This window comes from Neobacillus sp. 19 (assembly GCF_049463095.1).
Lineage (GTDB): Bacteria > Bacillota > Bacilli > Bacillales > Cytobacillaceae > Neobacillus.
Genome location: NZ_JBMPZU010000019.1, coordinates 176,432 through 198,822, shown reverse-complemented (window position 1 = coordinate 198,822; position 22,391 = coordinate 176,432). Strand labels below are relative to the sequence as shown.

General features: G+C 37.5%; 21 protein-coding genes. 10 read left to right on the top strand and 11 right to left on the bottom strand.

Annotation, left to right across the window (positions count from 1 at the left end; all coding sequences use genetic code 11):
• Positions 1 to 68: 68 nt before the first annotated feature.
• From ACO1D1_RS04840 to ACO1D1_RS04825, 4 genes are all read right to left on the bottom strand, one after another.
• On the bottom strand, positions 69 to 821 hold the full coding sequence (locus ACO1D1_RS04840) for a vWA domain-containing protein (RefSeq protein WP_423335159.1): 753 nt from the start codon (positions 819 to 821) through the stop codon (positions 69 to 71).
• A gap of 205 nt (positions 822 to 1,026) precedes the next feature.
• Positions 1,027 to 2,112 carry a GerAB/ArcD/ProY family transporter gene (locus ACO1D1_RS04835; protein WP_423335158.1) on the bottom strand — a complete coding sequence of 362 codons (1,086 nt, stop codon included), beginning with the start codon at positions 2,110 to 2,112 and terminating at the stop codon, positions 1,027 to 1,029.
• A 43-nt stretch (positions 2,113 to 2,155) separates the two neighbouring features.
• Positions 2,156 to 3,352, bottom strand: coding sequence for a Ger(x)C family spore germination protein (locus ACO1D1_RS04830; RefSeq protein WP_423335157.1), 1,197 nt, complete (start codon positions 3,350 to 3,352; stop codon positions 2,156 to 2,158).
• 60 nt (positions 3,353 to 3,412) lie between these two features.
• Entirely contained in the window at positions 3,413 to 4,612 is a 1,200-nt protein-coding gene (locus tag ACO1D1_RS04825) for a Ger(x)C family spore germination protein (RefSeq protein WP_423335156.1), read from the bottom strand.
• A 124-nt stretch (positions 4,613 to 4,736) separates the two neighbouring features.
• On the opposite strand from ACO1D1_RS04825, the gene ACO1D1_RS04820 reads away from it, so the two are divergent.
• Both ACO1D1_RS04820 and ACO1D1_RS04815 read left to right on the top strand, forming a co-directional pair.
• Entirely contained in the window at positions 4,737 to 4,970 is a 234-nt protein-coding gene (locus ACO1D1_RS04820) for a hypothetical protein (protein WP_423335155.1), read from the top strand.
• A gap of 16 nt (positions 4,971 to 4,986) precedes the next feature.
• Positions 4,987 to 6,105, top strand: a complete 1,119-nt coding sequence (locus ACO1D1_RS04815; RefSeq protein ID WP_423335154.1) for a GerAB/ArcD/ProY family transporter — start codon at positions 4,987 to 4,989, stop codon at positions 6,103 to 6,105.
• A 71-nt stretch (positions 6,106 to 6,176) separates the two neighbouring features.
• Here ACO1D1_RS04815 and ACO1D1_RS04810 read toward each other — a convergent pair whose 3' ends face one another.
• Entirely contained in the window at positions 6,177 to 7,796 is a 1,620-nt protein-coding gene (locus tag ACO1D1_RS04810) for a spore germination protein (RefSeq protein WP_423335153.1), read from the bottom strand.
• 185 nt (positions 7,797 to 7,981) lie between these two features.
• Here ACO1D1_RS04810 and ACO1D1_RS04805 point away from each other — a divergent pair, with 185 nt between their 5' ends.
• From ACO1D1_RS04805 to ACO1D1_RS04790, 4 genes are read left to right on the top strand one after another with little or no spacing between them, the layout of a single operon-like run.
• Positions 7,982 to 9,097, top strand: coding sequence for a GerAB/ArcD/ProY family transporter (locus ACO1D1_RS04805; protein WP_423335152.1), 1,116 nt, complete (start codon positions 7,982 to 7,984; stop codon positions 9,095 to 9,097).
• 21 nt (positions 9,098 to 9,118) lie between these two features.
• Entirely contained in the window at positions 9,119 to 10,507 is a 1,389-nt protein-coding gene (locus ACO1D1_RS04800; RefSeq protein WP_423335203.1) for an FMN-binding glutamate synthase family protein, read from the top strand.
• A gap of 11 nt (positions 10,508 to 10,518) precedes the next feature.
• A complete protein-coding gene (locus ACO1D1_RS04795; protein WP_423335151.1) occupies positions 10,519 to 11,253 on the top strand; it encodes a YqjF family protein in 735 nt (244 codons plus the stop codon).
• Entirely contained in the window at positions 11,250 to 11,390 is a 141-nt protein-coding gene (locus tag ACO1D1_RS04790) for a hypothetical protein (protein WP_423335150.1), read from the top strand. Before ACO1D1_RS04795 ends, ACO1D1_RS04790 begins: the two co-directional genes overlap by 4 nt.
• 71 nt (positions 11,391 to 11,461) lie before the next feature.
• On the opposite strand, the gene ACO1D1_RS04785 is transcribed toward ACO1D1_RS04790, so the two are convergent.
• The gene (locus tag ACO1D1_RS04785) at positions 11,462 to 12,862 is read right to left on the bottom strand and encodes a PLP-dependent aminotransferase family protein (RefSeq protein ID WP_423335149.1); all 1,401 of its coding nucleotides are present in this window, start codon (positions 12,860 to 12,862) and stop codon (positions 11,462 to 11,464) included.
• Between the two features lie 121 nt (positions 12,863 to 12,983).
• Here ACO1D1_RS04785 and ACO1D1_RS04780 point away from each other — a divergent pair, with 121 nt between their 5' ends.
• Positions 12,984 to 13,400, top strand: a complete 417-nt coding sequence (locus ACO1D1_RS04780; RefSeq protein ID WP_423335148.1) for a GNAT family N-acetyltransferase — start codon at positions 12,984 to 12,986, stop codon at positions 13,398 to 13,400.
• A gap of 65 nt (positions 13,401 to 13,465) precedes the next feature.
• On the opposite strand, the gene ACO1D1_RS04775 is transcribed toward ACO1D1_RS04780, so the two are convergent.
• On the bottom strand, positions 13,466 to 13,993 hold the full coding sequence (locus ACO1D1_RS04775; protein ID WP_423335147.1) for a GrpB family protein: 528 nt from the start codon (positions 13,991 to 13,993) through the stop codon (positions 13,466 to 13,468).
• A gap of 274 nt (positions 13,994 to 14,267) precedes the next feature.
• Between ACO1D1_RS04775 and ACO1D1_RS04770 the strand changes: the two genes are divergently transcribed.
• Positions 14,268 to 16,427 carry a peptidoglycan D,D-transpeptidase FtsI family protein gene (locus ACO1D1_RS04770; protein WP_423335202.1) on the top strand — a complete coding sequence of 720 codons (2,160 nt, stop codon included), beginning with the start codon at positions 14,268 to 14,270 and terminating at the stop codon, positions 16,425 to 16,427.
• Between the two features lie 116 nt (positions 16,428 to 16,543).
• Here ACO1D1_RS04770 and ACO1D1_RS04765 read toward each other — a convergent pair whose 3' ends face one another.
• The 3 genes from ACO1D1_RS04765 to ACO1D1_RS04755 all read right to left on the bottom strand — a co-directional run bounded on the left by ACO1D1_RS04765 (position 16,544) and on the right by ACO1D1_RS04755 (position 18,228).
• The gene (locus ACO1D1_RS04765) at positions 16,544 to 17,161 is read right to left on the bottom strand and encodes a DUF2812 domain-containing protein (RefSeq protein ID WP_423335146.1); all 618 of its coding nucleotides are present in this window, start codon (positions 17,159 to 17,161) and stop codon (positions 16,544 to 16,546) included.
• Complete coding sequence (locus ACO1D1_RS04760) at positions 17,158 to 17,484, bottom strand: PadR family transcriptional regulator (protein WP_423335145.1); 327 nt, start codon at positions 17,482 to 17,484, stop codon at positions 17,158 to 17,160. Before ACO1D1_RS04760 ends, ACO1D1_RS04765 begins: the two co-directional genes overlap by 4 nt.
• Before the next feature lie 480 nt (positions 17,485 to 17,964).
• Positions 17,965 to 18,228, bottom strand: coding sequence for a phospholipase (locus ACO1D1_RS04755; protein WP_423335144.1), 264 nt, complete (start codon positions 18,226 to 18,228; stop codon positions 17,965 to 17,967).
• Between the two features lie 390 nt (positions 18,229 to 18,618).
• On the opposite strand from ACO1D1_RS04755, the gene ACO1D1_RS04750 reads away from it, so the two are divergent.
• Positions 18,619 to 20,070 carry an ATP-binding protein gene (locus tag ACO1D1_RS04750; RefSeq protein ID WP_423335143.1) on the top strand — a complete coding sequence of 484 codons (1,452 nt, stop codon included), beginning with the start codon at positions 18,619 to 18,621 and terminating at the stop codon, positions 20,068 to 20,070.
• 73 nt (positions 20,071 to 20,143) lie between these two features.
• Here ACO1D1_RS04750 and ACO1D1_RS04745 read toward each other — a convergent pair whose 3' ends face one another.
• A complete protein-coding gene (locus ACO1D1_RS04745) occupies positions 20,144 to 21,181 on the bottom strand; it encodes a GGDEF domain-containing protein (RefSeq protein WP_423335142.1) in 1,038 nt (345 codons plus the stop codon).
• Positions 21,182 to 21,507: 326 nt separating this feature from the next.
• Here ACO1D1_RS04745 and ACO1D1_RS04740 point away from each other — a divergent pair, with 326 nt between their 5' ends.
• Positions 21,508 to 22,287: an alpha/beta hydrolase gene (locus tag ACO1D1_RS04740; protein WP_423335141.1), complete on the top strand. Its 780-nt coding sequence runs from the start codon at positions 21,508 to 21,510 to the stop codon at positions 22,285 to 22,287.
• Positions 22,288 to 22,391 lie beyond the last annotated feature (104 nt).

Genomic DNA, 22,391 nt, shown 5'->3' with positions numbered 1-22,391 from the left:
GTTGGGAAAAGTTTCAATCTATTATTTTTTTTCACGGGCTTCGTATTGAAAATATTTTTCACTAAATGTTATCGATTAAACAATTTATTCCAAAACCCTTGTTTTTCCGGTTGGGGCTCCTGTTCCGCATTTGATTGCGGGTTTGTATCTTCAGGTTGGAGGATCCCTTTTTGCTTTACTTCCTCTAACCAGCTTGGGAATTCATTTAGCAACGCATCGTAAAGCTGATCATCTGAAACCTTATCAATATCTTCAATATGCCAAAAGTTTGCATTATCTACTACTCTTCCTTCTAAGGTGTCTAACTTTCTTAGAAAATCAAAATTACCATTTCCAATGCCCACAAACTGCCAAAAAACAGGATACTTTGCAGAGCTTTCAATTAGCGGTTTAATTGTTTTTTTGCAGCCGCCATCATTTACAAAAACAATATAGGCGGGATCCTTTGACGGATCCTCTTCCAGATACTTTTTTAAGACGTCCTTCATCACTGGCGGTTCGTCATTTCTGCCAAATTTATGTACCAACTCATCCTCCAGAATAATTCGGTCCACATAGCCTTCGAAATCCCTCTCGGTTACAGGCTTTAATCTAGAAAATTCATTATCATACACCCATACATCTAACATACCGTCATCATCAAACTGTGAGGCCATTGCTAATATTCTCTCGACAACCCGTTGCACTGTACCATCTTTATATAAGTTTCTCATTGAACCCGTGATATCTAAAACTAATCCTACTCTAGCCGTTACTTTTACTAAATTCTTTTTTTCCAACACAATCTTTACACTCTTTTTCTGTAAATCAATTGTCGCCATGTTTTCTACCTCCCCGTTTTTGGTAAAATAAACTATTTTATAATCATTATAGTATTTTAATTTTATTAAAATCCAATATTAACCTTATTTTTCTAAATAAATAGACCATTTTAGCAAAATGGTCTTTATAATATCGATTTATATATTTCATTTATTAAAGCCTGCAATTCTTACCCCTTTTGTGGAGGCATGGAGAGTGCAGTAGTTAACCCTTTTTTCTAACTTTTCCAACTATGAGTAACAATAGTGGAATAAAAAGACCAAAAGGTAGAGAAAAGGCTGTCCACCATTCAGCTTGCATGTCTGATTCAACAATATTCTTATTTATAAAAAGAGAGAGAATAAGGGTGATGAACCCTAGTGGAAAGGTTAATGATTTATATTCCTTTAATTTAAGCATTTGCCCCATACATAATACCGATCCGTAAAAATAAAGGGTGATTTTAATATAAAGGGTAGTGAACCATATGAATGCCATAAGTGCTTCAATTCGCTGCCAAAAGCCGCCAATATTGATATTTAATGCTAGGACATAGGTTACAAATTGTTGATTTTCCGCAAAATATGCGCCGAAGCACAAAATACTTGCTAAAGTAACGATTGTTAAAACACTTCCCCCTATCATTGTCCCAAGCAAAAAAGATTTTTTCGCTTTTATTGTTTGGTTTACAGCTGGGAAGATCATTAAAAACAACGCTAATTGCAAATACGGTGTTCCAAGGGATTTGACAGCCGTTCGTATTACTGGTTTCATTCCATTGTCTAATATGGGCTGTAGTTGCTGAAATTGAATCATCGGGGTAATCGAAATAAGAAAAATAAAAAAAAGTAAAAACAGTAATGGAAAAAATATTTCTATCGCACGGGAAAAGGGCTCTAGTCCGTAACGGACGGCCATCATCATAATGACAATGAGAAGAATATGAATAACTAAAATGGGTGTCTCCTGTAGAAGTTGTATGATAATAAAATCACCCATTTGCCGCACAAAAGTAGCAGTACTAAGAAAAAAATAAGAAAAATACATAAAGGAAACGAATTTCCCAAGCCATTTTCCTAATATTTTTTCACTATATTCAGCGAGGTTCATATTTGGAAAACTACTTCCTAGTGTATTGAACAGCAACACCAGGATCAGCCCGAGAACAACCGCAAGAATACTAGCCAGCCACGCATCTTGTTTCGCACTATGTATAAGCCCTGATGGGACATACAAAATACTGCCGCCGACTATAAATGATGCAATCATTATCGTAAATTGATGAGGTGAAATTTTTCCCTTCTCCAGCATGCTTGTTCCTCACTTTTCCCATGGGAGTAACATCCTTTTAGATCTATTTCATTTTATTAAGAGGCGAATTATTAATTGTACCCGTTTGCCGGATCTTCATATTAATCTTTACGGTAACAGGCATCTGCAAAAACGTTTGATCCCAATCCTTTTTATATCTTTTCCAATCATCAGGTTCCGAACGAGAGAGAGCTTCACCAAATCCGAAAATATCAGTTTGATATTCTTTTTGAGAATGTTGGATCGTCGATTTAATTATTCTTGTAAGAACATTTTCGGATTCTTTTTCTAAATAAGTAATAGATGCTGGATTTGTTAAATCCAGGCCATTACATTCAATTTCTGCGACATTCCCTTGTATTTTTATCTCTACTGATCCCTGGGGCTCCCCTTTAACCATCTTTGCATTTAGTTTGGATTTTGTGCGGACTATCTCGATGACTGCTTTTCCGCCATGTGGACATTTTACATATCCTACACTGCTCTTCACTTTTCCTAAGGCAAAATTCACCGCTCTACTTTCTTTTTCATTCAACCATCCGATTAGTTTATCGTGTTTAAACACTGCCATTCCTTTATATTCCAGATTGGTTTTCGGCTTGGATTGTTGTAAATTCTTATTCATTTCACCATCCTTTACTTTCCCTTTTATTTCGATACCAGTTAAAATGGGGTTAATTCCATCACTCACCATGTTAGAAACAAGCTGATTTATTGTAACACCTTCGGTTGGAGACCAAGATTTCGCTGAGACCTCGAGAGAAGCAAATAAACTATTAGCGGGAATTTTTTCTAATGGAGTTAATACTTTTAAAACATCTGCAGCTCTAGAATTCTTCGATACTGTTATATAAAAGTCATTTCGTACTTCTGAATCCCTTAAAAGAGCATCAATTGCTTCGCCAATTCCCTCTTTTGCTAATTCTTCTCCGAAGACCAGAATTCGTAAGTGGGCAAAATAGAGCTTTCTTGGGGCAACAGTAGTAATTTTTCTAACTGCTTCAAAGATTGTTTCTCCCTTGCTTTGAAATACAACTACTGGTGCTTTGCCACTACTGCCTTTCTTCGATGCAATTTCACTTGGATTTACCACTTGAGCCGTTATAATATATTGATCCTTTTCTTTATCAATCCCCAATCCTAACAAAATGGACAGTTCATTTAGTTCTCTTTTGTTCCAGCAGCCAGTTAGGAGGATCAGTGAGCTAAAAAATAGGATTATAGGGGTTTTCCGTTTCATCTAAATCCTCCAATTCTTATCCTAGGTTCAAGGAAACTATAGTTGATTTTGTAAAGTAGTTTAGTCCTTCATTTTATTTAGGAGAGAGTTCTTAATCATTCCTATATCATGTATGTTTAAAGTTACTTCGATTTCCACCGGCATTTTTTCAAATAGTTGTATCCAATCATTACTTACCAAATGCCAATAATTTGGATTGGAACGACGCACGGCTTCACCAAAACCAAATGGATCGATTTTAAATTTCCTTTGCGAAGCATGTAAAGCCTTGTACATGTTTTGTTGAATTCTTTTCTCTGCTTTTATTTCTAAATGCCTTATTGTTTCAGGTTTGCTTAAATCAAGGGTCTTACACTGTATACTCCCGACAATCCCACCTATTTCTACCTTTATTCTCCCTTTTGGCTTATGGCCTAAAACCTCTGTTGTTAAATCGGTTTTTGTATGAATCAATTCAATGTCGGCAGTTCCTTTTTCAGGACAGGGTATTGTTACAACAGTACTTTTAACTTTCCCTAACGCATAATTTAAACCTTTACTTTCGTTTTCCGTTAACCATCCCACTAATTGATCCTTTCTAAATAATCCAATTGCATCATACTTTAAGAGGGTTTCTGGTTTAGATTGCTGTAAATTCGCTAGTTTTTCCCCTATTTGTACATTTCCCATTATCATAATGCCTGATAATTTGGCATTCACCCCTTTACTTATTAAATCTGTATTCAATTGATCCAGCGTGATGGGTAAGGTTGGTGCCCAAGCTTTCTCTGATGTCAGTAGCGAATCATATAATTTTTGAACTGGTATTTTTTCTAAGGCAGTTAAGACTTTTAAAACATCCCCTGCTGTATTATTTTTAGCTATAGCAATATAAAAATCGGTTCGTATCTCGGGATCCCTTGATAAAAAGTCTACCGATTTACCTATCCCCTTTTTTGCTAATTCTTCTCCAAACACGAGAAGACGAAGATGGGAAAAATATAGTTTTCGGGGTGAAACGGTAGTTATTCTTCTAATTGCCTCGAACAATGTATTCCCATTTTCTTGATAAACGACTACAGGTGAATTACCGCCGCCGCCAGCGGATGATGAAATTTCTCCAGGATTTACAACTTGAGTAGTCACAATATATTTACCATCTTTTTGATCAATCCCCATACCGATCACTATAGCCAGTTGGTTTAATTCTTTTCGGTTCCAACAGGAGGTCAGAAAAATAAGAGAGCAGATTGAAATGATGAAAAGGAATTTTCGGTTCATACTAGTACTCCTTTAAGTGCTGAAGCTAGTTATATACTCCCCAAAATATTGATTTTTAAGCAATAAAAGTTGTATTACTGGGGGAAAATAGGATGATGAAATTTAAATTGAAGGAGCCCTTCAAATGCTTGGTATTGCTGGAACAATAGTGGCAGCCATTTTGATGGTTGCTTTTGAACTTCCTAACTTGAGAAAAAATAAGTTAACGAAAGAAATAGGGGTATTTTCTATCTTAATGTTAATGGCTGTAGGATTAGGCATTGCGCAAAGTTTACATTTGAACATTCCGAGCCCGCTTAATGGGATTAGGAATGTTTTAGCGCCATTTAGTGAGTATATATATGGATTGCTAAAATAGGTGTGTGATGAAAAACATGGCAAATAACATTAAAATTAGCGCACGGCAATTTGCAATATTGGTTATTTTGTTTTCTGTAGGGACTACCATCTTAGTGATTCCAGGAAGCCTTGCTGGGGAGGTAAAACAAGATGCATGGATTGCGGCAATCATCGGTACTGGCATTAGTTTTTTGATGGTGGCTTTATACATCACTTTAGGGAGGATGTTCCCGACGAAGACTCTGGTTGAAATCATAGAAACTCTTCTCGGCAAATGGTTAGGCAAGACCGTTTCTCTTACGTTTGTTTTCTTTTCATTCATTGGCGCTGCAGAATTATTGTATTATGCTGGAACATTCTTGACGACTCAGATCCTACCGGAGACACCCGTCGAAGCAATCCATATTCTATTTGCTTGCATCTTAATAATGGGAATTCGTCTTGGTCTTGAAACGCTGGCACGATCTGCCGAATTGTTTTTCCCACTATTTATTTTTTTATTCATGTTATTAGTGGTTTCGTTATTATTGACTCCCGATATATGGGAGTTTAAAAACATCCAGCCAATATTGAAAACAGGAATAAAACCGATGATACGTGCTGTTTTTCTTTTTTTAAGTATTTTCTCTTTACCATTAATTGTTTTTTTGATGATTTTTCCTATTTCAGTAAATCAACTAAAGGAAGCTAAAAAAAACCTTTTTCTTGCAATAGGCATGGGAGGAGTATGTTTAATCATCCTCATTCTATTGACAATTTTAGTATTAGGTCCTGAAGATAGTACCAGACAGTTGTATCCAAGTTATCTCCTAGCTAAAAGGATAAAAATAGGGGATTTTTTGCAGCGAATAGAAGCCATATTAGCCATTATGTGGCTAATAACGATTTTTTTTAAGATGACAATCTATTTTTACGCTGCGATCATCGGTTTTACCCAAACATTGAACATTAAAGATTATCGACCATTTACATTACCTTTAGGGATGATTATGGTAATGATTTCGTTGTTTTCCCATCCAAATGTTATTCATTCAGCCAAATTTGACCATGATATTTGGCCTGTTTACTCTTTAACGTACGGACTTATGCTTCCTTTACTCTTATTAGCAGTCCATGCATTAAGGAAATTAATGCATCTTAATAAAAAAACATGACTGAAGCTGCCATATGAAGAAATGGCAGCTTCTACTATATTTAGAGTCGCTATTCCATTACCTTTGTGTTCCTATTTTGGTTCCGGTTTTGGAGCAGGGGTGTCTTCTCGTGTAGTATTCGTTTGGCTGATTAAACGAGGTCGTTTAGCCATTGCCCACCTTGGAAAACGGAAAATGGCATCCTTTTGATCTTCGTTAATATATGGGCCAAAGGGTGCCATAAAAGGTATCCCAAATGAACGCAAACTGCACATATGAAGAATCAACGCAATAAATGCTACAATGATTCCAAATAAACCAAACGATGCTGCAATGGCCATGAAAGGGAAGCGTAACATCCTGATTGCAATCGCTAATTCATAATTACTTACAATAAAGCTTGATATAGCTGTAATGGCGACAACAATAACCATTGCAGCTGACACGAATCCGGCTTCAACAGCTGCCGAACCAATGACAAGTGTTCCAACAATGGATACCGCTTGGCCAATTGCTTTCGGCATCCTAAGTCCTGCCTCACGTAATATTTCAAAGCTGACCTCCATCGCAAGCGCTTCAATGAAAGCTGGAAACGGAACACCTTCCCGCTGAGCAGCAAGAGTAATCAGTAATAGTGTTGGCAGCATTTCCTGATGAAAGGTTGTGATAGCAATATAGAAAGAAGGTGCTAACAATGCGATAAAAAAACCGATATAACGCAGTAAACGAAGAAGGGTTGTAATATCTGCTCGGTTATAATAATCTTCCGGCGATTGTAAAAACTGTGCAAACATGACAGGAACGGTAATCACAAACGGTGTACCGTCAACTAGAATGGCAACACGGCCCTCAAACAAATCGGCAGCGATGGCATCTGGCCTTTCTGTATGATACATGGTAGGAAAAGGTGTCCATACGCCATCCTGAATTAATTCCTCGATATATCCAGTTTCTAAAATACTATCTATCTTAATACGATCGAGCCGTCTCCGCACTTCCTCGACAATCTTATCGTTGGCAATTCCTTTGATATACATGATGGAGACGTTTGTTTTGGACACTTTTCCAATTTTCCTTGATTCGATCCATAGATTGTGGTCCTTAATTTTCCGTCGGATTAATGCAGTGTTGACCCGTATATTTTCTGTAAATCCTTCACGCGGTCCCCTGATCGTTGTTTCTGTCGTAGGTTCCTCAACTGAACGCTCTTTTCCGCCTTTCATTTCAATGGCGAACCCTTCGGTATATCCATCAAATAAAAGAATGACTTTACCATTTAAAAGACTATCCAGCAGTTTTGTAAAATCATCTATATCTTGAATGTCACCTACTGTTAATACCATTTCTTTTAAATAGGATAAAAGCGTTAATCCATTGAATGGTTCTGTTTCGACATCTGTCATTCGTAAATCAACCATTAACGATTCCATAATAAAGTTTTGAGTGGATTGACTATCAATCAAGCCGTCTGTAAAAACGATACATGCTCTAATCTTGCCTCCCTTCCCAATTCTGATTTCCCTGATAATAATATCGTCACTGTTTCCAAATAATTCTTTAATCCTTTGAACATTATCCGTTAAACTTGGCTCTAATGATTCACTTTCTTCTTTGCATTGTTTCTGTTGTACCGTTTGTTTATTTTCCTTCTTTTGTAATTCTTCCCATTTGCTTTTAATCGACTTTTTACTTTTCGGTTTGAAAAAGTTCAAGGTTTTCCCTCTTATTCCTGCTATTTTTACGGTTATTATTTCCTCATAAGATAAGCATATTCAATAAAAAAGGAGACTTTGTTGCTAATTATCGAATGGTGACGGAAGAGGAGGTTTAATTTACCACCTTAAAGTTAAAAATAATTAATGTGAATTTTCGTTTTTAAGGGAAGGAATTAAACGAAATGGAGAATGCGAAGATTGATTCGAAGCAACTGTTTTCTCTCATGTTTCTATTTCAATTAGGTAGTGCGATTGTTACCAATATTGCCGTACAAGCAAAACAAGATGCTTGGATTTCGATTCTTTTAGGCATGGTCGGAGCTCTCATTCTCTTTTTCTTTGTGTATGCACAAATATATAAACGATATCCATCATTACCCTTAACTGGAATTTTGGAGAAAGTATTGAGTAAATATATCGGACTGCCATTAAGCATCGTTTATATTTGTTATTTTTTCCTTGTTGCTTCAATTAGCATTCGGCATTTAGGAGACACGATGACAACCTATATATTATCTGAAACACCCGTTTCTGTAGTTATCTTCATTAGTCTTTTATTGGTTTCTTATTGCTGTTTTTTAGGGATAGAAGTACTTGGAAGGACTGCGGAAATATTAGTTGGAGTTATGGTTATGTTTGGTTTGATTGGAAATTTAGCCATTATTGCATCGGGCATTATTAAAATTAAGAATGTACAGCCGATTTTAGAGTTTGGCTGGTTCCCGGTTATTAAAGAGGCTGTCCCGCTAGTTGTCTATTTTCCTTTTGGAGAGGTGCTTCTATTTCTTATGTTTTTTCCATACTTAAATAGGTCAGAGTTGGCTAATAGAACGGGGTTAATTTCCATTTTGCTTAGTGGATTGGGTCTATCTTGGACTTTTTTACTTATCGTGAGTGTCATTGGAGGAAATGGAACTAGCATTGTTGATATCCCATTGCTAAGTGCAGTTGAAAAAATTAATGTAGGAAATTTTATTCAGAGAATGGACTCGATTGTGGTTGGGACCTTTGCGGTTGGCTTTTTCATAAAAATTTTCCTCTATGTTTATGCAGTACTTATCGGTTTAACTGATATATTGAAATTAAAAAGGTATCAGACTTTAATTGTTCCTGTTGTATTACTAATTTTCATTTTTTCTTTAGTATTTACAGCAAATAAGGTTACTTTTATGGCATTAATGAAAAAGTTGCCGTATCTTGTTGGGTTTCCACTTCTCGTCGTCATTCCTGTAATTCTATTGGTTCTAATTTTGGCGCGTGATTTCTTTAATAAAATTCAAAGAAGTAAAAAAGTTTGATATAAAAAGGATAGATTCATGATGGTTTTAAATTGGCTGCTATTATTCGCTGCTTCATTGTTTGGTTCCATACTAACCTGTATCTGCTTGCTGTTCTTTGCACGTCCGATGATAAAAAGATTTGTCGGCGTTTTTACCAATATTTTGATGAAGGACCCATATGCAGAAAACATTTGGGAAATGGTTGTAGCTTTAACTCGTTTGGATCCAAAGATCGTGATTGAAAATAGTTTAAGGGCTACAAATGGAGGGGTGATTGAAAGACCATTTGGAACTCCGAGGAAATTCTTAAACTTCGACGGTTTGATTTTTTCCCCTGCACAATTAGCGACGCTTCCCTCCCATGAGGATACACAAGTAGTCATGCAGACAGTGATTGGGCCTAAGGCTAAAAAACCGTTGACGATTGATATGCCTATATTAATTGGGGCTATGGCGTATGGACTAGGTGTGAGTGAAAAAGTAAGGCTTGCGCAGGCAATGGGGACAGCTGTTGTTGGAACAGCATGTAATATTGGCGAAGGCGGCTTTTTGCCTGAAGAAAGAAAACGAGCAAAATATATGATCGTTCAATATCATTCAGCAAAATGGGGAAAGAACCCAGAGGTATTAAAACAGGCCGATGCCATCGAAATCCATATTGGACAGGGCGCCTCAGCTGCAGCACCAGCAAGAATCCCCCCTGAAACCTTACAGGGTGAAGCCCGGGATATGCTGGGATTAGAACCTGATGAAACAGCAGTTATTCCAAGAAAATTTGAAGAGATTAATAATCCTGCTGATTTAAAGAATTTAGTACAGAAGCTTCGAAAAATGACCGGCGGCATTCCAATTGGTATCAAAATCGCTGCAGGGAACAGGCTGGAGGAAGATTTAGAAATTGGCATTCAGGCTGAAGTTGATTTTATTTCCATTGATGGGGGTCAGGCAGGGACAAAAGGATCTGCCCTTATTATTCAGGATGATTTCGGACTGCCAACAATTTATGCGCTTACTCGAGCCGTACAATATTTAAACAATAGAGGTGTGAAGGACCAAATTAGTTTGTTGATCGGAGGAGGTTTTTCAACACCAGGACACTGTTTGAAGGCACTAGCACTAGGAGCGGATGCTGTTTTCTTGGGGACTGCTGTATTATGGGCGATGACCCACTCCCAAGTAACAAAGGTTATTCCTTTTGAGCCGCCAACCACTTTAGCATGGTACTCAGGGAAATTCTCTGATGAATTTGATGAAGAAGAAGCAGCTTATTATTTGGCGAATTTTTTAACATCGTATTCTGAAGAAATGAAAGTGGCCGTGATTTCTTTAGGGAAAACAAATGTTCATCAAGTGAACACGGAGGATCTTGTTGCATTGGATCAAGTAACGAGTGACGTAACAAAAGTACCTTTAGCTTATGAAAAGTAGGGTGAGTTTTGATGAATATTGCGCATTTCTTTCAGGATGTTTCAAAAAATTGGATCATGAAGCAATCGTGGAGGAATTTATTATTTGCTCATTGGCCCATTCCCGTGGATTTGGTCAGGCCTTATGTTCCAAAACCGCTGCAGGTTGATACGTTTGAAAGATATGCGTGGATTGGTGTTGTCGCTTTTGTTATGGATGGTATTTTTTTACGCGGATTGCCGGGGATGCCGTTATTTGCAAAGTTTCCGGAAATCAATGTTCGAACCTATGTCCATTTTAATGGCAAACCGGGTGTCTTTTTCTTATCGCTTGATGCACCGCATTGGGTAACCTATACCCTTGCAAGGAAATGGTACCGCCTGCCTTACTTTTATTCACAAATACATACTGGGGAAGATCCACAGGGGTTTTATTTCAATAGTGTAAGAAAAGATAGGAAAAGCCCTTTTCTAGCAAGCTTTGACGGAAAATTTATGGCTTCATCCGATATTTATTATACGAAAATAGGAACCATTGATCACTGGTTGACGGAAAGATATTGCCTTTATAGTGTCAACGCAAAAGGAAACATTTTTTGCGGAGAAATTGATCATACTCCATGGCCATTGCAAAGTGCTGAAGTGGATATCTATCAAAATACACTTGTTGCTCCTTTTAAGATTGAACTTCCAAGGATGCAGCCGTTGCTTCACTTTTCGCCTGGCGTTGATTCTATCTTTTCGAATATAAGGAGAGTAAGGGATTGACCCAGGCAAGCAACTCCAGTGAGCAATCCGTTTTGTCCTTCATAAGGGCGATGATGGACTTTTCACAGGAAATTCCGGCTCAAATTGTCCTTCATAAGGGCGATGATGGACTTTTCCGGGGTATTCCACTCGAATAACCCCTCATAGACCAATGGAACCCTCAAAATTCATCGAAAAGGCAACAAATTTCACTCCTTACAAAGAGGGTTCATCCCCATGCCTCTTTTAATAATTGAATCCCTGTCTCGATTTCCTCCTCTGTTAAACCGCCGAAGCCCAATAAGACCTTCGACTCTCTGTCTGAGTGATCATTCCCGTAATAGACTGATGTTGGATACACTTTCACTTTATATTCCGCTGCCTTTTCAATTAGTTCTGTTTCTGAGAGTTGATTTTGAACACTTAATAAAATATGCAGTCCTGCATCATCACCGATAACCTGAACATGGCCGCCAAGATATTTTTCAATAAATCGAATCAATGCTGTTTGCTTCTTACGATAAACGGTTCTCATTTTATTTAAATGCCGTTCCCAATGCCCATTGAACATAAATTGCGAAAGTGTATGCTGGTGAAGCCTGGAAACAGTCTGTTTGTAGATATTAAAATGTTGGTTGTATTTTTCAAGCAAACTATCAGGTAACACCATATAACTTATCCGAATCGAAGGAATCAACGATTTTGAAAATGTCCCTAAATAGATCACTTTACCGTTATGGTCCAATCCTTGCAACGAAGGAATCGGTTTCCCCTTATAGCGGAATTCACCGTCATAGTCGTCTTCCACTATATATCTTCCCTCATCCTCTGCCCATTTTAATAATTCCATTCTCCTTGAAATTGGCATCACCATACCATTCGGAAATTGGTGTGAAGGGGTAACATAGGTGACATTTGCCTTACTTTTAACTAATTGTTTGAGATCAATCCCTTCTTGATCGAGTGGAATTGGCTTTAAGCTCACTCCTTGGTCTTTAAACGCCTCTCTTGTTCGATGGAATCCCGGATTCTCCATTGAATAAATCACGTCTCTCCCGATGATCATCGTTAACAAACTGATTAAATATTGCGTTCCGGCACCAATAATAATCTGATTGGCATCACATCTTACACCTCTTGATTGATACAAATATTTAGCAATTGCCTCTCGGAGCGGTAATTCTCCTTGTGGCTCACCATTTAAAAAATAACAACTTTCTTCCTCATAAAGACTCTGTATCGTTAACTTTCGCCAAATTTGATACGGAAAATGTTCCAACGCAACTGAACCATGATTAAAATCAACTTCGTATTGCATGGTTTCATCTTTTATTCCCTTAGTCACCTTGGCGGAATCTTCCATGGAAAGAAACAAATCACGATTTAGTTCCTTTACGTAAAATCCCTTTCGCTGCACACTCTCTACATATCCTTCTGCCAGCAATTGTTCATATGCTGTCTCAATCGTATTTTGACTGATTCCAAGATGATGAGACAGTTTCCTTTTTGATGGCAGCTTTTCTCCAGGTTCAATTTTTCCCGCTTGAATTTCCTTTTTAATAAAGTTATAGAGTTGAATATACAATGGATCCCGACTCTCGTAATCCAAATCCAACATTATCTCTAACACACCCATCGCCTCCACACATAACATAATCTGGTATGGTTAATTTTATTATATCTGACCCTTTTGAGCATATCAGTTTTTTCCTATAATCATAGATATAAAGCTGGAAGGGATGATGTGATCGATGAGTATTTCAAATGGTAAAAGAATCGATTTTAAGATGGAGGCAGCTGTTACTGCCGAGGAATTATCAGATGTGTTCAAAAAGTCCGGGATCAGACGCCCTGTTGATGACCTGCCCCGTCTGCAGCGAATGATTGAACATGCTGATCTGCTCATTACCGCTTGGGATGAGCAAAGATTGGTAGGTGTTGCTAGGGCGGTCACAGATTTTAGCTATTGCTGCTATTTATCAGATTTAGCAGTAAATAAGGAGTATCAAAAACAGGGAATTGGAAAAGAACTCATCAGGCTGGTACAAGAACAAATTGGCGATGAAGTCGTATTATTGCTGCTATCCGCCCCCGCTGCGATGGATTATTATCCGCGAGTTGGATTCGACAAAGTCGAAAATGGCTATATCATTCCGAGGAACAAGTAAAAATAGTACCCTTTAGATCCTGTCATATCTCAAACTAGGAAGATATGACAGGATTATTTGTTCATTCAATCACTTTTAAGCTGCTTACTTTCTGCAAACCAATTGAGAGCACATTGTTCCATTTCCTTCACAAAATATTTTTTTGCTGGACTATAATCACTTGTGTTTTCGAAACGATTAGCCAATTCTTCTTTAAAATGGCTGTATCTTGCAACTTCTTCCGGATGAGCCCGTAGATAATCCCGAAATACTACATGTCGTTCAATCTGAGGATTATTAAATTGGTAAAAATGAATATGGTGTGTTCTATTTTCCCCGCCCTTTCTAAATAACCTTCTACCTGCAATGCCCCATTCGCCAGCAACATCATAGCCCAAAGATTCCATTCGGGGGTTGAATTCATCCACTTTATTGATGTCTTTCACAATACACATCATGTCGATAACAGGTTTTGCCTTCATGCCTTGAACTGACGTACTGCCAAAATGTTCAAATCTGATGACCATATCACCAAATATTGTTTTCAGAAATTGAGCCTCTTCTTGAAACATTCGATGCCAATCTTCACTAAAATCGGTAAGTCTAATTTTCATTTCATTTTCCCCCTTTTTTATATAATCCTGTACTTTAAATGATCTGACAATAATACAAATTGATAAAACACTTATTTACGCTACATTTTTGGAGGCACACGAAACTTTCTAAAGCAAAAAACAGTCAATATTTACGAAGGTTTTTTTAGATAATTTCACAATTGTATAACAAAATCTTTTTGATTTTTCAAAACAATTAACTTTCCAAAATATAGTATTTTCATTATAGTAGATTAGTAGCAGGAATTTCTACCAACGGAGAGGAATGTTCAGATTGAATAAAATAAAAAAGAAGAAAAAAGAGAATGTTCCTTTTAGAATAAACATCCTTTTCTTTATTGTCTTTCTATTATTTTCAACACTAATCCTTCGACTGGGAACGTTACAGATTGTTTTCGGAGAAAATTTCCAGCGGGAGATAGACCAAAAGGAAATTGTCCCCATAAATACATCTGTTCCTCGGGGGAAAATTTACGATACGAACGGAAAATTAATAATTGGAAATAAACCTTTAAAAGCTATTAGTTATACACGTTCTAATTCGGTTACAACAGCTGAAATGCTAAAGATCGCCAAAAAATTAGCCACACTCATTAGTAAAGACTCTGAAGATGATTTCAAAGCCATTACAAAGAGAGATCGTCAAGACTTTTGGATCCTGACAAATCCCAAATTAGCCACTGCCAAAATCACCAATAAGGATAAAGACAAACTAAGGAAAAAAGAATTGGAGCAGAAAGAGTACGATCAAGAAATCTATGATTTAACGAGGGAAAGAATTACAGATGAAGAGTTACATTCTTTTTCTAAACAAGAGCTGGAGGTATTAGCTATCTTTCGGGAAATGTCCAGCGGGTCAGCTTTATCACCACAAATTATCAAAAATAAGGATGTTACTGATGAAGAATTTGCAGTAGTAAGTGAAAATCTCGATTCCTTGCCTGGAGTGAATACGACGACGGATTGGGATAGGGAATTTATATTAAAAGATGCGGACGGGAATGGACCTTTAAGCTCCGTTTTAGGAAAGATTACAAGTGCAAAAGAAGGCTTGCCAAGAGATAGTCTCGATTACTTTCTAGCAAAGGGATATAGCCGAAATGATCGTGTTGGAAAAAGCTATATTGAAAAGCAGTATGAAGAGGTTTTACAAGGTCAAAAGGAAACGATAAGAAATGTAACAGATAAATCAGGAAACGTATTGGAATCTGAAGTATTTAAAGAAGGAAGCAGCGGGAATGACCTTGTTTTGTCTGTTGATATTGATTTTCAACAAAAGGTTGACGGGATTGTTCAAGATAAACTAAGTAAAGCAAAATCCGGCCAAAAATACATGGATCGAGCGTTAGTATCGGTTATGAATCCAAAAACCGGGGAAATGCTCGCCATGTCTGGAAAACAATATGTAACAGATAATGAAACGAAAAGAACGGAAGTAAGAGATTTTGCCTTAGGAAACATGACTACTTCCTACTCAATGGGTTCTGTCGTAAAAGCAGCAACAGTATTAACCGGATATCAAACAGGAGCAATCGTTCCATGGCAGCAACTTTATGACCAACCATTGCGGTTTAAGGGTACGCAAGTTAAAAAATCATGGAACATGACTGGCTTCGGCTCCATTAATGATTTATATGCCTTAAAAAGATCATCGAATGTATATATGTTCTTAACAGCGATGAAAATCGGTGGACAACAAACCTATATTCCAGATGGACCGTTAAGTATTGACAAAGTGGCAGCGATAAACACATTGCGAAAAAACTTTGCTCAGTTTGGATTAGGGGTCAGGACGGGCATTGATCTCCCTGGTGAACAAACAGGATATGGTGCCGGACAAATACCACCGGATGCCGGTAAAGTGTTAGACTATGCGATTGGACAATATGATACCTATACGCCTTTGCAACTTGTTCAGTATATTTCAACCATCGCAAACGGCGGATATCGGATTCAACCGCATCTGGCAAAAGAAATTCGTAGACCGACTAGTAATTCGGAGGAACTCGGTCCTATATTGCAAGAAGTACATCCGACGATACTAAATAAAATTGATATGAAAGAGGCTTGGGTAAAGCATGTTCAAGAAGGTTTAAGGCTTGTCGTCAATGATTCGCAAGGGACAGGTTACGGCTCAATCAAAAATAAACAATATAAGATTGCCGGAAAAACAGGAACAGCCCAGGCATTATATGATGGACCTTTAGGCGGCCATCCCATGCTATGGAATGTAACATTTGTTGGTTATGCCCCATATGACAATCCTGAAATTGCCATTTCTGTCGTTGTTCCTTGGTCTACGACGGATAAGACACATACAAATTTAGAAATTGCCGATGAAGTGTTTAAAGCGTATTTTGATTTAAAAGCAGCTCGATTGACACAAGGATCAGACACATCGAATGTTTCTCAAAATGAGGAAAACGATAATTGATATTTTTATCCAAATTAAAAGGGCTAGCAGGGGCTAGCTCTTTATTAATTCCTTCGTAATCTCCATTAATCCCAATCATTGTGAGTGTAATACTCTTTTAAAGATATAGGTTGCATTTATAGCTTTTTCATATTCTTGTATTGCTGTTGTGCTTTGAAACTAAAGACGAAACAAAGGACAATCAGAATTGGAAATGCCGTCCAGGCAAACCCTCTAAAGAATGCAAACGGCGTTTCAAACAAAAATGACCCCCAAAAGGCTGAACCCTCCTTTTCCCATAATCCCGGTGTCAAGTAAAGTTGTTTCGGGTTTAGGAAAGCCCCTGTGTCGATGGCATTCGTCATCACTAATGCAGCAAATATTGGCAGATAGCAAGCAGCTAATGACATGTACATGTCTGAAAGTCTTTTATATCTGCCCGCCTTGGAATCGATATCCGAAAAAATATCCTCATCCGCCATATTACTGGCCCTCTTAAAATAATGTGTTCCAGAACCCTTTGTCCCGGCAACATGCTTCCAACCGCAATCTTCAAATAATGTAATGTAATCAACAAAATCCGCTTGTTTCTTAAATATACGATAATCTATTTTGATATTTGAATTTTCAGGCTTAGCTTTATGAAATTTATACCCCATTGACTTGCCAACTAGTTCATACCCTTCAGCAGCCATCTGATTCAACCATCTTTCTTCCTTCTCGAGATCTAAAAAGTATTTTAATTTCCTCATCATAATCCCCTCTCGTTTTTAAATGCATCATCGGTTATACGAATCATATGCTTCATTCTTTTTGCATCCAACCGCAGTATGTTCTTTCCCTTATCTGTAATGAGGTAGACCTTCCTCCGGCTATCCCCACTTTCGACTGGCTGAATAAATTTAAGTTTTAGTAGGTTTTCTATTGCCCCGTATAAGGTACCAGCAGCCATTCTCACTTGGCCTTCGCTTAGCTCTTCAATCTTTTGCAAAATTAAATATCCATGTGCCGGTTCCAACAATGACAATAGAATGTAATATACTGTTTCAGTAAGTGGAATATCCTTTTCCCTTTTCATCTAAATTTCTCCTATTCGTAAAGTCCATTTTATACAGTTCAACTATATAGCTTCATTTTATACAGTTGAACTGTATAAGTCAACAAAATAATTTCCAATAAATTGCCAATAAAAATACCACTTGAGATTCCTATCTCCAAGTGGCAATCACTTTTTGGTATTCACCTGCATAGCAGATTTACCGATTTTCCCCTTTTAAATAAGGGTCCATTTTCTTATTAATCATCCAATTCCCTGCTAAAAACAGGGCAATACCAATGACGATTGACCATAAACCCAATTTGCTCAAATAAATGTTTCCAATGAATATGATGAGCAAAAGCCATCCAAATTTAAGAAACCAGTAGATGAAATACATTAAGTTCGCCCTTTCATAAATCAACTATAGCTCTATCTTCACTGAAATGGATCAAGTTTTCAATCCAAATGTTCCGCAGAGCGAAAAAGAAAGAAGGTTGAGTGCCCTCTTTCTTTTTCCATTTAACGCCGATAAGGCCGGCCGCATGTGAGGGATGTTTTCACTTTCATAAAGTCGTGCATAAGTGCAGCTTTTCTTCCCTTATCTGTAAATCTATTCTTTTTAGTTCGGAGGCACTCAATAAATTCGGCATCACACTGACAAGGTGAAACACCACGGCTTAAACAGCGGTCATGTCTTTGGCAGCAGGCATCTACGTCATTGATCGGTGCTCCTGGTCCGCTGCACCCTGGCCCGCACCATCGGTAACCTGGAAAAACACACAAAGAAAACGGGCTTTTTCTTCTCCTATTTGCATATCAACCACCTCCCAATATGAAATATCTTTACTACTAAATTATGAATTTCTACTCAATTTGTAATGGCAAATTCCCCACTCCATGTCCATTTAACAAGAAATGATAAAGATTCCTATTTTCAGATAATAATAAATCTGATATAACTAACTTAAAGCTCAAAGAATAATAGGCGAATGGTCAATCATGAAATGTTTATTCAAAATATCCAACCTGGCATAATCATAAGGCTGCACCTTATGTTTTTTTAGCACAAAAACCAGTAGAATAGTACTATACATATTGGAGGAGTAGATCCTTTTGACTCTCATTCGCTTTCTACGCAAATGCTTAAGAAATAAATTTTTCATTTATCTACTGATGGCCATAATCCCTTCCGTAGTGATTAGTACAGGGATAGCACAACACCAAGTAGGAATGGCAGAGGTCCAGTATAAAAGCCAAGCTTCAGAATACGCTAACTTCCATGCGATGAACACCGAGAATTTTCTAGGTGAAACCGTCGGCAGATTGGAAATGCTTGCGACCTTCATTCAAAGCCAACATAAAAATCTAAACGATGTAAAAAATATCCTTCAAGAAACAACAGGAAAGGATCCTCGTTTTTCAGGATTTTATTGGGCGGATACCAACGGGGATTTATTATTCAGTACAAATCCAACAACTAATAGAGTAAATGTCAGCGATCGATCCTATTTTCAACAAGCCGTAAGCACAAGGAAAACCAGTGTTTCGGATGCACATATCGGACGTGTCACTGGACGTTTTATCATCTCGATTGCCACTCCCGTTGTCCATCAAGGAGAGGTTAAAGGGGTTCTGGTTGCCAGTCTTCGGTTTGACGAAATAGAAGCTGAAATAAAAAGCTATTTAAAAGATGAAATGATTATTGTCAAGGATGGTACTGATAAGATATTAATAAAAGCAGGCTCCGTTCCAGGAGAACATTCTGCAGAGTCCAGTATGCGGGTAGCCATGGTACCTTGGAAGATTTCAGTTTTCATTCCATACGACCATGATCATATATTTTGGCAAAACTTTTCACTTAATCTCATCATTCTGTTAACAATCACAAGTATCTTATATTTATCAGTGCAATATTATCTTTTAAAAATAAAGGTAAAAAAGGAGAAGGCACAGACGGAAATACATAAATTGGAGCTAATCGGCAATCTTGCGGCCAGTACGGCTCATGAAATAAGGAATCCACTAACGGGTATTAAAGGATTGATCAAGCTGCTCAGCGAGGAATATCTTGATAAGAAAGCTCAAGCTTATTTCGAAGTCATTCAAACAGAGATTGACCGGATTAATGCGATTGTTAGTGAAATGCTTGTTCTCGGAAAACCTACAGCTTATAAACATAACACGTATAATGCCAATGACATTCTTGCGGAAATCGAGCCAATTATTCATTCGGAAGCTAATTACACGAATGTAGAATTCCTGGTCGATTATCACCCTGAAAATCTGCCAGTTTCTTGTGTCAAGGATCAATTAAAGCAAGTCATTCTAAATTTAGCAAAAAATTCTTTGCAGGCAATGCCTCATGGTGGAAAATTATCAATAAATCTTGAAAAACAGTCAGATTCCTGTAAAATTACAGTGGCCGATAATGGCGTCGGAATGAACAAGGACCAAATAAATCAGTCCTTTACCCCCTTCTATACATTGAAAAAGGATGGTTCCGGCTTAGGTTTAACAGTCTGCAAAAGAATCATTGACTCCTATAGGGGAACTATTGTGATGAACAGTATTCCTAGTAAAGGTACTCAAGTCGTCATAACACTACCCTTAGCGGGCGAAAAATAGAACAGTAGTAAAAAATCGCAAGGACGCGCCTTGCGATTTTTTACTGCTGTTCTTTTGAAACATTCCCACTGGCTTAACAAATGGAGCTGACCGTATTTCTGCCACAGTTTTTAGAGCGGTAAAGTCCCTCGTCTACCCTGCTTAAAAGTGAATCAATTGTGTCGTCTTTTCTAGAATTTGTTACACCGAAACTCGCGGTAAGACCACCTGCCCCATGAAAACAATGTGCTTCGACCTTTTCCCTGAGAAACTCAGCAAGGTTTACAGCTTCATTACCTAATGCATCGGTGATGACAATAAATTCTTCACCGCCCCAGCGGCCTAACATGTTACCGTTTGGCAAGTTAAGTTGGATCAGTTCAGCTAACTCTTTTAAAACAGAATCGCCAATTTTATGCCCGTAACGATCATTAATCCTCTTAAAATAATCCAGGTCAAAAAAGATGATGGAGAAACACCTGTTTATTTCTTGGCAATCGTTCAGTTTATTTTCCAGCCATTCATCAATACGGTAACGGTTGGCAATCCCAGTTAAAGCATCCACATAAGCATGCTTTTTAAATATTTCCGCTGTGGCATATGCCTTAAACATATGCTGGGCATATACAAGAACAACAATATAGACAAAACTGGCGAAATAAAATTGAAATAAGGAATCAATCGATTCTATGGAAAGCCGCTCCAATTGCATGATTCCAACTGCCAAAGTAAGGGCTGAAATACCTATCGAAAAATATAATCCCCGCTTGGTTCCCAGCGTTAAGAAAATAAACATAAAGTAAATCGGTATCCAAATAATAAAGTCGCCTAAAGACCCGCCAATTTGAAGCAGGTATGTATGGACGGCATCAAAAAAAGTGGTGACATGGTATACACTGATCAACGCCAAATTGGAATACTCACAAAACCGCATAAAACGATTCTTATATAGTAGAACCCAACTAATGGAAAACCAAACAGTGAGTGTGTTATTCATAACAAAATTGAGTCTGTATTCGGCATAGCCATTTTGCATGAGTGTATTTAAAATAAGGGCAATCAAAATACACGGAATGACCCACAAGTATACGCTTCTCTTCAGTTCATCAAGTGATTCAAATTGTTTAAACATCGGCTGATCATCTCCCCAACTAATCAACGATTAGTCCAACCCAAATCCTTAAGAAAAAATGTTTCTATATAACTACTATTTTAATTGAAATTTTCTTGTTTTTATATAGCTTTCTTACTTAAGGATTGTAGTATTTTTGACTATATTCACTTTTTTAACGGGAATGAACTTGTACCCTGAATAACTAAAATACAATTCTAAATTGACTTTTTGCGCGTGGCTCAAGATTTGCCTACTATAGTTATTTCAACTAAATTATGAATAGAAATAATAATGAAATATATGGTAAATTAATAGATAAGATTATTGAAAAGTGGTGAACAATCATGTTAGAAAAATTTCCAGTTAGCATGTCAGCTTTCCAGCAAGACAGATTGATTCGAGTATATCTTCCGAAATCCTACAACAATGAAATGAAACGATATCCAGTCCTCTATATGCATGACGGGCAAAACGTTTTTGAAGATGAGGGAGCAATTAAAGGGGTATCTTTGGGGATGAAGGACTACTTGGATGAAAGTAGCCTTGAAATTATTGTTGTCGCGATTGATCAAAATCCGGAGGGTGACGAGCGGGTCAACGAATACTGCCCATGGGTTCATGGTGAAATCAGCAAACAAATATTAGGCTATGCCAGCCCATCAGGGGGCAGAGGTGGAGAATATCTAGATTTTGTGGTAAATGAACTAAAACCATTGATAGATAAAAAGTACCGTACGTTGGCGGATCACACTTCAATGGCTGGGATCTCATTAGGCGGTCAAATTTCTACATATGCAGCCTGCCGCTATCCACAAATTTTTAAACGAATTGCTGCTATTTCGCCTGGTTTTTATCGAAACCAAGAGGAAATTGAGAATCTAATACGCAACTCCGACTTATCTGCAATCGAGAAGTTTTATATGGATTTCGGAACAAAAGAGGTTGGCCAAGATGAGGAAATGAATGAGGTATTCCTTGGATTAACAAATCAAGTCGTTGAAATTTTGAACGATAAAAAAGTAAATCTCCACTTTCAATGGATTGAAGGTGCAGAACATGCCTATATATTTTTTCGAAAAAGAATCCCTGACATGCTGTCCTGCCTATTTTCGGATTTAAAATAAGATGAAGGAAAAATGAACAAAAAAGAAAGGTATGGCTGAAAATACGCCATACCGGATTTCCCATTATCGATAATGTTATTTTCACGGGGAAAACATTACAAATG

Bases quoted from the DNA above. Each gene is read 5' to 3' on its own strand.
- ACO1D1_RS04840 (WP_423335159.1), bottom strand. From the start codon at position 821: ATGGCGACAATTGATTTACAGAAAAAGAGTGTAAAGATTGTGTTGGAA.
- ACO1D1_RS04835 (WP_423335158.1), bottom strand. From the start codon at position 2,112: ATGCTGGAGAAGGGAAAAATTTCACCTCATCAATTTACGATAATGATT.
- ACO1D1_RS04830 (WP_423335157.1), bottom strand. From the start codon at position 3,352: ATGAAACGGAAAACCCCTATAATCCTATTTTTTAGCTCACTGATCCTC.
- ACO1D1_RS04825 (WP_423335156.1), bottom strand. From the start codon at position 4,612: ATGAACCGAAAATTCCTTTTCATCATTTCAATCTGCTCTCTTATTTTT.
- ACO1D1_RS04820 (WP_423335155.1), top strand. From the start codon at position 4,737: ATGCTTGGTATTGCTGGAACAATAGTGGCAGCCATTTTGATGGTTGCT.
- ACO1D1_RS04815 (WP_423335154.1), top strand. From the start codon at position 4,987: ATGGCAAATAACATTAAAATTAGCGCACGGCAATTTGCAATATTGGTT.
- ACO1D1_RS04805 (WP_423335152.1), top strand. From the start codon at position 7,982: ATGGAGAATGCGAAGATTGATTCGAAGCAACTGTTTTCTCTCATGTTT.
- ACO1D1_RS04800 (WP_423335203.1), top strand. From the start codon at position 9,119: ATGGTTTTAAATTGGCTGCTATTATTCGCTGCTTCATTGTTTGGTTCC.
- ACO1D1_RS04795 (WP_423335151.1), top strand. From the start codon at position 10,519: ATGAATATTGCGCATTTCTTTCAGGATGTTTCAAAAAATTGGATCATG.
- ACO1D1_RS04780 (WP_423335148.1), top strand. From the start codon at position 12,984: ATGAGTATTTCAAATGGTAAAAGAATCGATTTTAAGATGGAGGCAGCT.
- ACO1D1_RS04775 (WP_423335147.1), bottom strand. From the start codon at position 13,993: ATGAAAATTAGACTTACCGATTTTAGTGAAGATTGGCATCGAATGTTT.
- ACO1D1_RS04765 (WP_423335146.1), bottom strand. From the start codon at position 17,161: ATGATGAGGAAATTAAAATACTTTTTAGATCTCGAGAAGGAAGAAAGA.
- ACO1D1_RS04760 (WP_423335145.1), bottom strand. From the start codon at position 17,484: ATGAAAAGGGAAAAGGATATTCCACTTACTGAAACAGTATATTACATT.
- ACO1D1_RS04750 (WP_423335143.1), top strand. From the start codon at position 18,619: ATGGCCATAATCCCTTCCGTAGTGATTAGTACAGGGATAGCACAACAC.
- ACO1D1_RS04745 (WP_423335142.1), bottom strand. From the start codon at position 21,181: ATGTTTAAACAATTTGAATCACTTGATGAACTGAAGAGAAGCGTATAC.
- ACO1D1_RS04740 (WP_423335141.1), top strand. From the start codon at position 21,508: ATGTTAGAAAAATTTCCAGTTAGCATGTCAGCTTTCCAGCAAGACAGA.